Below are 13,528 nucleotides of genomic sequence, written 5' to 3'. Positions count from 1 at the left end.
GCGGCGAGTTCGGCGGAGGATGTTATCGGTTTTCCGATTCGTGGCACCCGACCGCCACCGGATGCCTGGAGCCGCGCGTGTGGTGTGGCCGACCATCATTGGAGAGCTGCCATCGCTGAAAAAAGCTCGCCATCACCCCGCGAACCCTGGCGGATCGGCCGCGAATCTGCCGCCCTTGGCCGCTTCGGGGTAGGGCGCGGCATTCGGCAGTATTTCCGCGACCGGCTAAAGCTGGCAGTCTGGACGTCCATTTCCCGGAGCCTTCGATGACCGATCCGCGACTTGCCGACCTCGCCGCCCGTTCGCCGGGGCTGCGCCTGCTCACCGAACCGGCGGATCTCGTGCATTACGGTCGCGACTGGACGCGCCGCTGGACGCCCGCGCCGATCGCCATCGCCCTGCCTTCGAGCGTGGCCGAGGTGCAGGACGTGGTGCGCTGGGCGAATGATCACCGTATCGCCCTGGTGCCTTCGGGCGGGCGCACCGGGCTTTCCGGTGGCGCAGTGGCGGCGCACGGCGAGCTGGTGCTGAGCCTGGAACGGATGCACCGCGTGCTCGGCTTTTCGCCAGCCGGCCGGCTGCTCGCCGTGCAGGCCGGCATCACCTTACAGGCGGCGCAGGAGGCGGCGCGCGCGCACGGCCTCATCTATCCGGTGGATTTCGCCGCGCGCGGCTCCTGCACGATCGGCGGCAACGTCGCCACCAACGCCGGCGGCATCCGCGTGATCCGCTACGGCAATACCCGCGACTGGATCGCCGGGCTCACCGTGGTGACCGGCGAAGGCGAGCTCATCGAGCTCAATCGCGGCCTGGTCAAGAACTCCAGCGGCTACGACCTGCGCCAGCTGATGATCGGCTCGGAGGGCACGCTGGGCGTGGTGGTCGGCGCGTTGCTGGAACTCACCGACCCGCCGCCGCCCGCGCAGGTGATGCTGCTGGCGCTGCCGGACATCGATGCCGTTCTGGCGGTGTTCGCCTTGTTCCGCCGCCGGCTTTCCCTGCAGGCATTCGAGTTCTTCACCGACGTCGCGCTCGCCCACGTGCTCGCCCACGGCGCCCAGCGCGCGCTGGCGGGCGAGTATCCCTGCTACGTGGTGACCGAGTTCGACGCCGCCGACGAGGCCGCGCAGCAGGCGGCGCTCGCCGCCTTCGAGGAGGGCGCCGCGCAAGGCTGGATCATCGACGGCGTGATCGCGCAGAGCCAGGCGCAGGCCGAGGCCCTGTGGCGCCTGCGCGAGGGCATCACCGAGAGCCTGGCGCCGCACAAGCCGTACAAGAACGACGTCGCGGTGCGCATCGATGCGGTGCCGGCGTTCCTAGGCGAGATCCAGGCCCTGCTCGCGCGTGAGTATCCGCAGTTCGAGGTGGTCTGGTTCGGCCACATCGGCGACGGCAACCTGCACATCAACATCCTCAAGCCCGCCGCGATGGACGATGCCGCCTTCATCGCCGAATGCGAGCGCGTCACCGTGCTGCTCGCCGCGGTGCTCGAAAAACACGGCGGCAGCATCTCGGCCGAACACGGCATCGGCCTGGTCAAGCGGCCCTATCTCGAAAGCACGCGCAGCGCGGCGGAGATCGCGCTGATGTGCGGCATCAAGCGTGTATTCGATCCGCAGCGCCTGCTCAACCCCGGCAAGCTGTTTCCGGTGGATTGAACAAACGCATCGTTCGGACGGCAAACGCGTGCGGACCGCCGAAGCTGGCTTGCATCGCCCGTGGGCTGCCCCCTAGCCTAAGGGGCTTTCCCGCCTCAGCTTTCGAGCCGCTCATGACCGAACGTCGCAGCCTCTATCCCGCGATCGAACCCTACGACAGCGGCTTCCTGCAGGTCTCGCCCTTGCACCGGATCTATTACGAGCAGTGCGGCAACCCGCACGGCAAGCCGGTGGTGTTCCTGCACGGCGGGCCGGGCGGCGGCTGCAATCCCAAGTGCCGGCGTTTCTTCGACCCGGAGGCCTATCGCATCGTGCTGTTCGACCAGCGCGGCTGCGGACGCTCCACGCCGCACGCGGAACTCACCGACAACACCACCTGGCATCTGGTCTCCGACATGGAGCAGCTGCGCGAGCATCTGGGCATCGCGCGCTGGCAGGTGTTCGGCGGCTCCTGGGGCTCCACGCTGGCGCTGGCCTATGCGCAGACGCATCCTGAGCGGGTGAGCGAGCTGGTGCTGCGCGGCATCTTCATGCTGCGCCGCTGGGAGCTGGAATGGTTCTACCAGGAAGGCTGCAGCGCACTGTATCCGGATGCCTGGGAGCATTACCTCGCGCCGATTCCCGAAGTCGAACGCGGCGATCTGATGAGCGCCTATCACCGCCGTCTGACCGGCGATGATCCGCGCGTGCGGCTCGAGGCGGCGCGCGCCTGGGCGACCTGGGAGGGCGCCACCGTCTACCTGCGCCAGGACCCCGACTACATCGCGGCGAGCGGCGAGGACGCCTTCGCACTCGCCTTCGCCCGCATCGAATGCCACTACTTCGTGCATGGCGGCTTTTTCGCGCACGACGACCAATTGCTGCGCAACGTCGATCGCATCCGCCACATCCCGGCGGTGATCGTGCACGGCCGCTATGACGTGGTCTGTCCGCTGCGCAACGCCTGGGATCTGCACCGCGCCTGGCCCGAGGCCGAGTTGCGCATCGTGCAGGATGCCGGCCACGCCGCCTTCGAGCCGGGCATCGCCCATGAGCTGATCGAGGCCACCGACCGCTTCCGCGGCTGAGCTGACCTTCGCACGAACGCGGCCGTGCGGCCGCGTGGATTGCCGATCATCCCGAAGCCTTCCCGCCGTGTGGCGGGAAGGCTGGGTGGCCCGCTTCAATGCCGCAGCGGCGGAATCAGCGGATCGACGAGGTCGACCACGAAGCCGTCGTGGTCGGAGACACCGATCGCCCGCGTCCAGTCCGCGGCCTGGGCGGCGTCGGCTTCGGTCTGGGCCGGTGCATCGATGTCGGCACGGCCATACTGCATGCGCAGGAAGCGCAGCCGCGCAGGCAGGTTGAGCAGGGCATGGTCGAGTACCTGCACGGTCGGCACGGTGCGCCCCGGGTTGCCGCTGCCGGCCTTGGTGTAGCCCTGGATCTCGCCGAAGTTCTCGGTGTAGAGATAGGAATAACGGTCGTTTTCCGGCACCGTCTCCACCGCATTCCACAGCGCCGGCCGCACGATGTTGGGTGCGTCGAGCTTGAGCAGGTTCTCGCTGTCCTGGTAGCGCCCGGCGATCAGCCCTACCAGATCGGCCCAGCCGTCACTGAACTGATAGGCGTTGAAATCACCCACCACCAGGAGCGGCGTCAGCGGCTCGGCGCGTTGCAGTGACTGCACCTGGGTGGCGATGGACTTCGCCTGCAGGAAGCGCTTCTGGCGGTCGCGCACCGCGGCGGCGGTGGCGTCGTCCACGTTCTGCCGCGCCTTGAGGTGCACGGCGATCACCTTGAAGCGCATGAGGCCGGCCTGCGCGGTGAGCAGCAGCGGTGGATGATCGTGGACATAGGCGCTCTGGCCATTGTCGTTCCAGGTCTCGTCGGCGGCGAGCTGCTCCACCGAGAGCACGCGGACGCGGTCGTGCCGCACCAGAAAGCCGACGTCGATGCCGCTGGGGTCGTGGCCGGGCAGCAGATAGGCGTCGTATTTCACCGGGTAGTCGTCGCCGAGCTGCTTGGCCAGGCCCTGCAGCAGCTCCAGCGTCTCCACCTCCTCCAGCGAGATCACGTCGGGCAGTTTCAGCACCCCGCCGATGTAGCTCGACAGCCGCCGGGTCTTGAGCGCCACCTCGTCCGCGCTCGGCTCCTTGCTGCCGCCGCTGCAGGTGTAGACGGTATCGAACGTACTGTCGCAGAAGCGCTCGACGTTGAAGGCGCCGACGCGCAGCGTCAGCGGCGGTACCGGCGTCACCGCGCGGGGCATCGTGGCGGCCTGCCTCACCTTAAGCGAGGTCGGGATGAAGGTGTAGGCGCCGAAGTCGTAGGCGATCACGCCCTCGGCGCTGAACGTGGTGCCGGCGTTGAACGGTGTCGCGGCCGGTACCACGCCGAAGTCGGCCGCGTTCATCTTGAACACTTCCGGATTGCCGTCCCAGTTGGGCAGGCTGACGCCGTCGGGCACCGGCACGCCGAATTCCACGCCGCGCTCGCGCAGCGAACGGCGGCCGTTGGCGGTGATGCTGACCTCGGCATAGGGCTCGTTGCTGAAGCGCTTGTTGCCGGTGTTGATCATGCCGTGCGCGATCTTCACGCGCATGCTCATGAAGCACTGGAAATTGGTGGTGCCGCAGGAAAGGCGGGCGGGATCGGGGGAAGGCGTGGACTCGTCGAATACGATCGCCTGCGGCAGCGCCGCGCCGTGCGCGGTGGCGGTGACCGTGGCGTCCTTGAGCTCGGCCATGTGGTAGTAGTCGGTCACCCGTGCGGCGACGTCGACCACGTCGCCCACCGTCACGGTCGGCGCGGCGCCGGTGTAGACGTAGATGCCGTTGGAGGTGAGCGGATCGGCGTCGGCGCGCGCATCCGGAGTCTGCATGGTGAAGCCTTGCGGCCCCACCGCGGTGACCACGTTGCCGGAGGTCAGCACCGACTTGCCGAGCAGCGGCGAGACGGCGTCGTGGCCGGTGATCTGCCAGATCTCGGCGGTGACCGGGATGTCGTAGAGGATCGCGCCGATCGCACTGGCGTCGGCCAAGGCCACGCCGCCGCTGGCGTCACCGAGTTCGACCAGGAAGGTCTTGTCCTCGCTCGGGGTGGTGCGGCCGTGCACGGTGACGCTGAGCTGCGCCTGGGTCTGGCCAGAAGCAATGGTGAGCGTGGTGTCCACCGCCTCGTAGTCGGTGCCGGCCTTGGCGGTGTCGTCGCGGGTGGCCGCATGCACGCTGACGCCGCCCTCGGGCGCAGGCTGGTTCAGCGTGACGGTGAAAGTCATCGCCACGTCGCCGGCGCCGCGGACGGTGGCGCTGGCATCGGCGATCGACAGCGCGGCCGCCTGCGCCACGCAACTGCTCGCGCTGTTGTGCGGCGAGGTCGGCGCGACCTTGACGAAGTCGGCGGCGTTGTCGCCGCTGTTTTGCGGCACGCCGGCGGCGTTTTGGCGGCGCGCATAGCCCTGGTCGACGTTGCTGCTGCCCAGCGAGACGAGCGGCGTGCCGGCCTTGTAGGCCGAGCCGCTGCTCAGGCCGACCTGATCGAGCACCGTGCCGCCGGCGTCGAGCACGGCCAGGCCGCCGTCGTCGGTGATGCCGGTGGCATACTTGAGATCGGCCGCCACGCTGCCGGCATAGCCGCCACTGGCGCCGTTGGCCAGCAGCAAATAGCAGCCCGGCTTGATCGCGGTGCCCGCAGGGAAGGTCAGCCGGGTGCCGGTGGTGCCGCTGGCGTTGGAGGCGTTGAGCCTGAAGCCGGCGAGGTCCAGCGTCGTCGCGCCGGCGTTGAACAGTTCGACGAATTCGTCGTTGCCGCCGGCCGGCCCGCGCACGCGGAACTGGCTGACGGAGAGGTCGGCGGCCTGTGCCGCGAAGCAGGATGCGACGATACCGACGAACGCGAGCCGAAGCCCGCGGCGCTTGAGCTTGCCGAGCATGCTGGTGTTCCCCTGGTGATGGGCTGCCCGGCAAGCTAGCAGGCTTTGAAGACAGTTTTGCGAAGGCGTGCGGGGCTTGCCGACGAAAGCGTGATGTACGCCGCCGGCGTCAGCCCGGCAACTGCTTGGTACCGAAGATCTTGTCGCCGGCATCGCCCAGGCCGGGCAGGATGTAGCCCTGCTCGTTGAGGCCCTGGTCGATCGCGGCGGTGTAGATCTCCACGTCCGGATGGGTGGCCTCGACGTGCGCCAGGCCCTCCGGGGCGGCGACCAGGAACAGGCCCTTGATGCGCCGGCAGCCGGCCGCCTTCAGCATGTCCACGGTGGCGACCAGGGTGCCGGCGGTGGCCAGCATCGGGTCGACGATCAGCGCGATGCGCTCGTCCATGCGGCCGGTGAGTTTCTCGTAGTAGGCGGTCGGCTTGAGGGTCTCCTCATCGCGCTGCAGGCCGACCACGCTGACCTTGGCGGCCGGGATGAGGTCGAGCACGCCCGGCAGCATGCCCAGGCCCGCGCGCAGGATCGGCACGATGGTGACCTTCTTGCCCTTGATGCGGTGGACCAGTACCGGGCCGGCCCAGCCTTCGACGGTCTCCTCGATGGTCTCGAGGTCCTTGGTCGCCTCGTAGGTGAGCAGGGCGGCGACCTCGGAGGCGAGCTCGCGGAACTCCTTGGTGCTGATGCCGGCGCGGCGCATCAGGCCCAGTTTGTGCTGGATCAGCGGGTGGCGGACTTCGACGATCTTCATGGGCGGCGGGGAATCTGGGCTCTTTTTCAAGACCGCGGCGCGTCATGCCGCGGTTTCGTGGAACATCGCGAGGTGGGTTCGCCCGGTTGGGGTTTTTACGGCGAGGCACCGTTCTTGAAGCATCCGCTCATGAATCGCTGAAGGCGGCACGCGTCGTCCTGGATGCGATGGCGCGCCGGCCTGGGGCACGGCCGCTTTTCATGCGGTCCTGCGGCGTGGCCGCGACGGTCGTCGGCGCCATGCGCGGACACGTTCAGGCCGCCTCGGCGGCCTGCTTGCGGGGACCTTCCAGCAGCGCCTTGCGCACGTGCGCGACGACCAGGTCGACCTCCGCGCTGGTGATGCGGAAGTGCGGGGTGAAGCGCAGCGAATTGGCGCCGCCATGGATCACGCCGATGCCGTGTTCGCGCAGGTACTCCTCGATCGAGCTGGCACCGTAGCACTTGAACTGCGGCGCGAGCTCGCAGGAGAACAGCAGCCCCGTGCCCTGCACCTTGGTGATGAGGCCGCCGAGTTCGTCCTTGAGCGCCTCGAGTTTGGCCAGGAACTCCCGGCCGCGGGCGCGGATGTTCTCGCGGACCGCGTCGGTGAGCTGACCCAGGGTGGCCACGGCGACATCCAGCGCGCGCGGGTTGGTGGTCATGGTGTTGCCGTAGATGCCCTTGCGATAGAGCCCGGCGGCGCGCTCGCCGACCGCCAGCACCGACAGCGGATACTGGCCGGCGTTGATCGCCTTGGAAAAGGTTTCCATGTCCGGCGGCGGCAGCTTCTCGAAACCGGGGTAGGCGGTGATCGACAGCACGCCCTGGGCGCGCAGGCCGGCTTGCACCGAGTCGACCAGGAACAGCGAGCCGTGCGCCTCGGTGAGCCGGCGCGCGGCGGCGTAGAACTCGGGCGTCACCGCGCGACCGGGGTCGCCTTCGCCCATCACCGGCTCCAGGAACATCGCCTCGATGAACCAGCCGTGGCGGTCGGCGTCCGCGAATGCAGCCTCGAGCTGCGCCACGTCGTACGGCTCGACGGTGAGCAGGCTGTCCTCATGGCGATAGCTCGCCAGGTACTGCTGGTAGACCTTGCGGTTGGAATCGGAATACAGCGCCGGGCGCTCGGTGCGGCCGTGGAAGGCGCCCTTCACCGCCAGGCGCTTGATCGTGCGTCCGGCATGGCGGCCGCCCGCATCGGTCATCTGCCGCGCATTGACGTCGGCGATGCGCCCGGCCAGGGTCACCGCCTCGGAGCCGGAGTTCAGGCACAGGAAGTGACCGTAAGGACTCTGGCCGCGGCCGCGGGAGAGCTCATCGAGCATGGCGCGGGTGAACTGGAGCTGCGCCACGCTCGGCGTCATCACGTTGGCCATGACCTGCGGCCGGGCCAGCGCGGCCAGGATGGCCGGATCGTTGTGGCCGAAGCCGAGCATGCCGTAGCCGCCGTTGTCGTGCAGCACGGCGCCCTTGAGGGTGACGATCCACGGCCCGCGCGCGGCGGCCGGCAGGTATGGGTTCACCGCATCGTCGGGATAGAAGTTGACGAAGCCGGCCTGCGCGCGGGCGATCTGCTCGGCCTCGTCCAGCCGCAGGAAGTCGGCCAGCTCCGCACGCAGCTCGCGATGGCGGGCGATCGCCGCGTCGACGGCCTCGCCGAGCAGGGCGTCGAGCGCGGCCATGCGCTCGACGGTGGCGTCGTCCAGGCCCACGGTCCTCGGCTTGCCGCCGAATTCGCGCAGCTCGCGCAGCTTTTCGATCACGCCCATCGCGTTGTCTCCTCAAAAGAAGTCTTGCCAGAGGGCGGTCTTTCGCATCCTGCGAAAGGCCGGCAGTGAGTCTGCAAGCGACACCTGACGGCCAGGCATGGCCTCGAAAAAGGCCATGTGTCGTGCGGTCCGCTTGTACTTGTCTCAAGGATAACGCCCCGTCCGGCGGGCCGGTACCCCGCACATGACGGCTGTCACGCGCACGGCCTGACGCGGGCGACTGCACGCGCCGCCTGCCGCCGCCTACGCTGCTCAGCACCAGGAGGACGCCGCCCATGAACACCCCGCTTGCACCTGTCGCCCGGCTTGCCGGTGCGGTGAAACGCTACGGCGCGCGCGTCGCGCTCGATGGCGTGGATCTCCAATTGCAGCGCGGCGAATTGCTCGCGCTGCTCGGGCCCAACGGCGCCGGCAAGAGCACCAGCATCGCGCTGCTGCTCGGCCTGCTGCGCCCCGACGCCGGTCGCGCCGAGCTGTTCGGACTCGACCCGCAGCGCATCGAGGCGCGCCGCCGCATCGGCGTGATGCTGCAGACCGCCACGCTGCCGTGGACGCTGCGCGTGGGCGAGCTGCTGCGGCTCACCGCCAGCTATTACCCGCGTCCGCGTCCGCTCAACGAATGCGCGGCGCTGGCCGGCATCGGCGACCTGCTGTCGCGCTACTACGGCAAGCTCTCCGGCGGCCAGCAGCGGCGCGTGCAGTTCGCGCTCGCGTTGTGCGGGCGCCCCGAGCTCTTGTTCCTCGACGAACCCACCGTCGGCATGGACATCGACGCGCGGCAGAAACTGTGGATGGCTATACGCGCGCTGGTCGCCGAAGGCTGCGCGGTGGTGCTGACCACGCATTACCTGGAGGAAGCCGAGGCGCTGGCGCAGCGCGTGGTGGTGCTCGATCAGGGCCGCGTGCTGAGCGAAGGCAGCGTCGACGCGTTGCGCGCCCGCGTGGCGCTCGCGCGCATCCGCTGCCGCACCGGGCTCGACGCCGCTGCCGTCGCGCGCTGGCCGCAGGTGGCCTCGGCGAGCTGCGCGGACGGCCGCCTGCACATCGCCACCGCATCGCCGGAAGTCGTCGTGCGCCGCCTGCTGGATGCCGATGCGGACCTGCGCGAACTGGAAGTGCTGCGCGCCGGACTGGCCGAAGCCTTCACCGAACTCACCCGCGAATCCCTACCGGAGGCCGCCTGATGAATACCGCCACGCTGGTCGACCACTCGCCTGCCGATGTCACGCGCATGTCGCCGCGCCGCCTGCTCGGCGCCTATCTCGCCGAGGCGCGCAGCGAGTGCCTGCGCTATCTGCGCAACCCCGGCTTCATGCTGCCGGTGCTGCTGTTCCCGAGCCTGTTCTATCTCGTGTTCGGCATCCTGATGGCCAAGTCGGAAGGCGCCGGGGTCTCGCGTTATCTGCTTGCCAGCTACGGCGTGTTCGGCGTGATGAGCCCGGGCCTGTTCGGCTTCGGCGTGTCGCTGGCGTTCGAGCGCGACGGCGGGCTGCTCACGCTCAAGCGCGCGCTGCCCATGCCGCCGGGTGCTTACCTGCTCGGCAAGTTGCTGATGGCGATGGGCGCGGCCGTCGTCGTCGTGCTGGTGTTGCTGGCGTTGGCTTTCGCACTGGCCCACGTGGCGCTGACGCCGCAGCAAGTCGGCGGCCTGCTCGCCACCGGCGCGTTCGGGGTGATGCCGTTCTGCGCGCTCGGCATGCTGGTCGGCAGTCTGGTCAAGGGCCAGGGCGCGCCCGGCGTGCTGCAACTCATCTATCTGCCGATGTCGTTCCTGTCCGGGCTGTGGTTTCCGCTGCCGATGTTGCCGAAGGTGTTGCAGCAGATCGCGCCGCTGTGGCCGAGCTACCACCTGGAGCGGATCGCGCTCGCTGCGGTCGGCGCCGCGCCGGCCGCGGGCTGGCCGCACGTGCTGGTGCTGGCCGGCTGGGCCGTGGCCTGCCTGGGGCTGGCCGCGCGACGCCTGCAGCGGCACGGTTGAAGTAGGATGCCGACCATGTCCGCCGTCCTGCCAGCGTGGCGTCGCCGTCTCGGTCGCTGGTTCCAGCCGGCGCCGGATTCGTTCGTCGCGCAGAGCCTGCGCCTGGGCAAGTCGCCCTGGGTGGATGCGGTGCACCTGCTGTGGACGGCGTGGGTGTTCATCACGCCGATCTTTTCCGACCGCGGCTGGGATGCGCGCTGGTGGTTGTGCACGGCGCTGTCCTATCCGCTTTTCCTGTTCATGTACGCCAAATCAGCGGTGGCGCCGCGTCGGCAGGCCCGCGTATGGGGCGAGGCGATGGCCTTGCTCAGCCTGGTGCTGATGCCGTGGTATCCGAGCGGGCTCACCTATTTCGTGTTCGGCTGCGTGATGCTGCGCGGTTGCGCGGCGATGTCGCCGCGCCGCTACGTGGCGATCATCGCCGCGCTCAATGCGGCGATGCTGCTGGAAGCCTGGCTGCTCGGTTATGCGTGGCAGGCGGTGATCAGCATTCCGCTGACCAGTTTCATCATCGGCATGATCGTCCATGCCGAGCGCGCGAACGAAGAGGTCACGGCAAAACTGAAGCTCTCGCACGAGGAAGTGCGCCGGCTCGCCACCATCGCCGAGCGCGAGCGCATCGGCCGCGACCTGCACGACTTGCTCGGCCACACGCTGTCGCTGATCACGCTGAAGCTGGAACTCTCGCGCAAGCTGTTCGACCGCGATGCCGATGCCGCGCGCCGCGAGGTGGAAGAGGCCGAGCGCGTCGCGCGCCATGCGCTGGCCGAGGTGCGGGCGGCGGTCACCGGCATCCGCGCCACCGATCTGGCCGCCGAGCTGGCCTCGTCGCGCCTGCTGCTTGCCGCCACCGGCGTGCCTCTGGACTATGCGCCGCCGCCGGCGGACTTGCCCGCCGAGACCGGACGCGCGCTGGCGCTGGTGCTGCGCGAGGCGGCGACCAACATCGCGCGGCATGCGCAGGCCAGCCACGCGCGGATCGCCTGGGAACGACAGGGCGACCGGCTGCGCCTGTGCGTTTCGGACGACGGTCGCGGCGGCGCGCATGGCGAAGGCAATGGCCTGGCCGGCATGCGCGAGCGCGTGCGCGCGCTCGGCGGCACGCTGGCGATCGATTCGCCGCGCGGCCGCGGCACGCGCATCGAGGTGCAGGTGCCGCTGCGCGCGGCATCGGCCTCGTCCGCGGCGTCCACCGTCGCGGAGCCATCCGCGTCGATGCCGGCGCCGACGCTGCAAGGACACGCCGCATGATCCGCGTGCTGCTGGCCGAGGATCAGGCGCTGGTGCGCGGCGCGCTCTCCGCGTTGCTCGACATGGAACCGGACATCGACGTGCTGGGTTCGGCGGCCGACGGCGAAGCGGCGTGGCGCGAGCTGCAACGGCTCAAGCCCGACGTGCTGGTCACCGACATCGAGATGCCGGGCCTGACCGGCCTCGAACTCGCCCAGCGCATCCAGCGTCATGAGCTGTCGATCAAGGTGGTGATCGTCACCACCTTCGCGCGCCCGGGGTTCCTGCGCCGCGCGCTGGATGCCGGCGTGTCCGGTTATCTCTTGAAGGATGCGCCGGCCGAGCGTCTGGCCGAGGCGTTGCGCACCGTGCACCGCGGCGGCCGCGCGATCGATCCCGAACTCGCGCTGGAGGCGTGGTCGGAAGCCGATCCGCTCAACGACCGCGAGCGGCAGGTGTTGCGGCTGGCCGGCGAAGGCCTCGCCGCCGGCGACATCGCCGCCCGGCTCAACCTCTCGCACGGCACCGTGCGCAATTACCTTTCCGAGGCGATCGGCAAGCTCGGCGTGGCCAATCGCATCGAAGCCTATCGCCTTGCGCGGCAGAAGGGCTGGCTGTAGCGGCCCGCGTCGCGCGTTGCGGGATAATGCGCGTCCCGTGGCCAAAACCTCACGCGCCTTGAAGAAATCCGATTTCGATTTCGCGTTGCCGCCCGAGCTGATCGCGCAGGCGCCGTTGCCGGAGCGCTCGGCTAGTCGTCTGCTGGTGCTCGACGTGCCCGCGCAGCGCTTCGAGGATCGCCGCTTCCGCGATCTCACCGAGCTGCTGCGACCCGGCGACTTGCTGGTATTCAACGACACCCGCGTGTTGCCGGCGCGGCTGTACGGGCGCAAGGAAAGCGGCGGCGCGGTGGAGATCCTGATCGAGCGCGTCACCGGCGCGCACGAGGCGACCGTGCAGCTTCGCGTCAGCAAGAAGCCCGCGCCCGGCGCGCGCATCGAGCTGGCCGACGGCAGCTTCGCGTGCGTGCTCGGCCGCGAGGATGCGTTCTTCCGCCTGCATTTCGAATCGCCCGAGCCGCTGGAAAAACTGCTGGCGAAGCTGGGCGAGATGCCGCTGCCACCGTACATCGCGCGGCCCGCAGGCGCCGATGACCTGGAGCGCTACCAGACGGTCTACGCGCGCTCGCCCGGCGCGGTGGCCGCGCCCACCGCGGGGCTGCATTTCGACGAGCCGCTACTCGATGCGCTGCGCGCGCGCGGCGTGGATGCCGGCTATGTGACCCTGCACGTCGGCGCCGGCACCTTCCAGCCGATGCGCACGGAACACCTGCACGAGCACCGCATGCACCGCGAGTGGCTCAACGTCGGCGCCGCGCTGGTGGAGAAGATCCAGCGCACGCGCGCCGCCGGCGGGCGGGTGATCGCGGTCGGCACCACCGTGGTCCGCGCGCTGGAGAGCGCGATCGTGGACGGCGTGCTGCGCCCGTTCGCCGGCGAGACGCAGATCTTCATCTTCCCCGGCTACCACATCACCAGCATCGACGGACTCATCACCAATTTCCATCTGCCGCAATCGACGCTGCTGATGCTGGTGTCGGCACTGGCCGGGCGCGAGTTCGTGCTTGCGGCCTATCGTCATGCAGTGGCGCAGCGTTACCGGTTCTTCTCCTACGGCGATGCGATGCTGATCCTGCCGCATGGTGTTTGAGCGGGAGCGTGGCGTCGTGATGAGACGGGTTGCTTGCGTGTTCGTGCCTTTCGGCGGCTGGGTTTTGGGTTCCGTCCGCCTGCCGGCGGCCGGGCTACTTTCTCTTGCTTGCCCGAAGAGAAAGTAGCCAAAGAGAACGGCACCCCGATGAGGCGCCTTGCCGTGCCTGATGGCCCGGCAAGGTGCGCGTTCGCCGGTCAGCGTTTTTCGACGGGGCTTCCTGCCCCGACGAAAAATGGCCGGCTTCCTGCCGGCCACCCTGCGGGCTTTGGCTGGCCGGCGATCGCCGCCTCATAGGGTCCCGAAAAGCCAAAGCTCAAGCCAAAGCCAAGGCCAAGGCCAAGGCCAAGGCAGCGTTTGTCGTCATGCCGGGTGGGGCCTTGGCGATGGGGTGACAAAGCGGGTGGGTTTGCGCGTGGGTCGCGCCTTGGCGATCGGATGGCGGTGGGTTTCGATGCCGGCTCATCGGGGACGGAAAGCAAAGGCCAAGGCGGCCGAGCGGTCGTCAACGACGTGGTTGTGCATCGAGGCCGAGATGAGG

Annotated in this window: 10 protein-coding genes; 7 read left to right on the top strand and 3 right to left on the bottom strand. The window is 69.1% G+C overall.

Annotated elements, in window-relative coordinates; genetic code table 11:
- Positions 1-266: 266 nt before the first annotated feature.
- Both ALSL_RS07380 and pip read left to right on the top strand, forming a co-directional pair.
- On the top strand, positions 267-1,658 hold the full coding sequence (locus ALSL_RS07380; RefSeq protein WP_126537887.1) for an FAD-binding oxidoreductase: 1,392 nt from the start codon (positions 267-269) through the stop codon (positions 1,656-1,658).
- Positions 1,659-1,771: 113 nt separating this feature from the next.
- On the top strand, positions 1,772-2,725 hold the full coding sequence (gene pip / locus ALSL_RS07375) for a prolyl aminopeptidase (protein ID WP_126537885.1): 954 nt from the start codon (positions 1,772-1,774) through the stop codon (positions 2,723-2,725).
- Between the two features lie 95 nt (positions 2,726-2,820).
- Here the strand turns inward: pip and ALSL_RS07370 are convergent, their stop codons facing one another.
- From ALSL_RS07370 to ALSL_RS07360, 3 genes are all read right to left on the bottom strand, one after another.
- Positions 2,821-5,571, bottom strand: coding sequence for a lamin tail domain-containing protein (locus ALSL_RS07370; protein ID WP_126537883.1), 2,751 nt, complete (start codon positions 5,569-5,571; stop codon positions 2,821-2,823).
- A gap of 109 nt (positions 5,572-5,680) precedes the next feature.
- Positions 5,681-6,319 (bottom strand): uracil phosphoribosyltransferase, encoded by a 639-nt coding sequence (gene upp / locus ALSL_RS07365; RefSeq protein WP_126537880.1) that lies wholly within the window; start codon positions 6,317-6,319, stop codon positions 5,681-5,683.
- A gap of 253 nt (positions 6,320-6,572) precedes the next feature.
- Positions 6,573-8,069: an aminotransferase class III-fold pyridoxal phosphate-dependent enzyme gene (locus ALSL_RS07360; protein WP_126537878.1), complete on the bottom strand. Its 1,497-nt coding sequence runs from the start codon at positions 8,067-8,069 to the stop codon at positions 6,573-6,575.
- A 275-nt stretch (positions 8,070-8,344) separates the two neighbouring features.
- On the opposite strand from ALSL_RS07360, the gene ALSL_RS07355 reads away from it, so the two are divergent.
- Genes ALSL_RS07355 through queA form a run of 5 tightly spaced genes read left to right on the top strand, consistent with a single transcriptional unit; the run spans position 8,345 to position 12,987 of the window.
- Positions 8,345-9,253: an ABC transporter ATP-binding protein gene (locus tag ALSL_RS07355; RefSeq protein WP_126537876.1), complete on the top strand. Its 909-nt coding sequence runs from the start codon at positions 8,345-8,347 to the stop codon at positions 9,251-9,253.
- The gene (locus ALSL_RS07350) at positions 9,253-10,047 is read left to right on the top strand and encodes an ABC transporter permease (protein WP_231700189.1); all 795 of its coding nucleotides are present in this window, start codon (positions 9,253-9,255) and stop codon (positions 10,045-10,047) included. Before ALSL_RS07355 ends, ALSL_RS07350 begins: the two co-directional genes overlap by 1 nt.
- Positions 10,048-10,062: 15 nt before the next feature.
- Positions 10,063-11,298: a sensor histidine kinase gene (locus tag ALSL_RS07345; RefSeq protein ID WP_126537874.1), complete on the top strand. Its 1,236-nt coding sequence runs from the start codon at positions 10,063-10,065 to the stop codon at positions 11,296-11,298.
- The gene (locus ALSL_RS07340; RefSeq protein ID WP_126537872.1) at positions 11,295-11,897 is read left to right on the top strand and encodes a response regulator transcription factor; all 603 of its coding nucleotides are present in this window, start codon (positions 11,295-11,297) and stop codon (positions 11,895-11,897) included. Before ALSL_RS07345 ends, ALSL_RS07340 begins: the two co-directional genes overlap by 4 nt.
- Before the next feature lie 58 nt (positions 11,898-11,955).
- Complete coding sequence (gene queA, locus ALSL_RS07335; RefSeq protein WP_126540105.1) at positions 11,956-12,987, top strand: tRNA preQ1(34) S-adenosylmethionine ribosyltransferase-isomerase QueA; 1,032 nt, start codon at positions 11,956-11,958, stop codon at positions 12,985-12,987.
- Positions 12,988-13,528 lie beyond the last annotated feature (541 nt).

It is taken from the genome of Aerosticca soli, from assembly GCF_003967035.1.
Classification (GTDB): domain Bacteria; phylum Pseudomonadota; class Gammaproteobacteria; order Xanthomonadales; family Rhodanobacteraceae; genus Aerosticca; species Aerosticca soli.
Note: the sequence above shows the minus strand (reverse complement) of the source record. Positions and strands in the feature narration are given on the sequence as shown.

Bases quoted from the DNA above. Each gene is read 5' to 3' on its own strand.
- ALSL_RS07380 (WP_126537887.1), top strand. From the start codon at position 267: ATGACCGATCCGCGACTTGCCGACCTCGCCGCCCGTTCGCCGGGGCTG.
- pip (WP_126537885.1), top strand. From the start codon at position 1,772: ATGACCGAACGTCGCAGCCTCTATCCCGCGATCGAACCCTACGACAGC.
- ALSL_RS07370 (WP_126537883.1), bottom strand. From the start codon at position 5,571: ATGCTCGGCAAGCTCAAGCGCCGCGGGCTTCGGCTCGCGTTCGTCGGT.
- upp (WP_126537880.1), bottom strand. From the start codon at position 6,319: ATGAAGATCGTCGAAGTCCGCCACCCGCTGATCCAGCACAAACTGGGC.
- ALSL_RS07360 (WP_126537878.1), bottom strand. From the start codon at position 8,069: ATGGGCGTGATCGAAAAGCTGCGCGAGCTGCGCGAATTCGGCGGCAAG.
- ALSL_RS07355 (WP_126537876.1), top strand. From the start codon at position 8,345: ATGAACACCCCGCTTGCACCTGTCGCCCGGCTTGCCGGTGCGGTGAAA.
- ALSL_RS07350 (WP_231700189.1), top strand. From the start codon at position 9,253: ATGAATACCGCCACGCTGGTCGACCACTCGCCTGCCGATGTCACGCGC.
- ALSL_RS07345 (WP_126537874.1), top strand. From the start codon at position 10,063: ATGTCCGCCGTCCTGCCAGCGTGGCGTCGCCGTCTCGGTCGCTGGTTC.
- ALSL_RS07340 (WP_126537872.1), top strand. From the start codon at position 11,295: ATGATCCGCGTGCTGCTGGCCGAGGATCAGGCGCTGGTGCGCGGCGCG.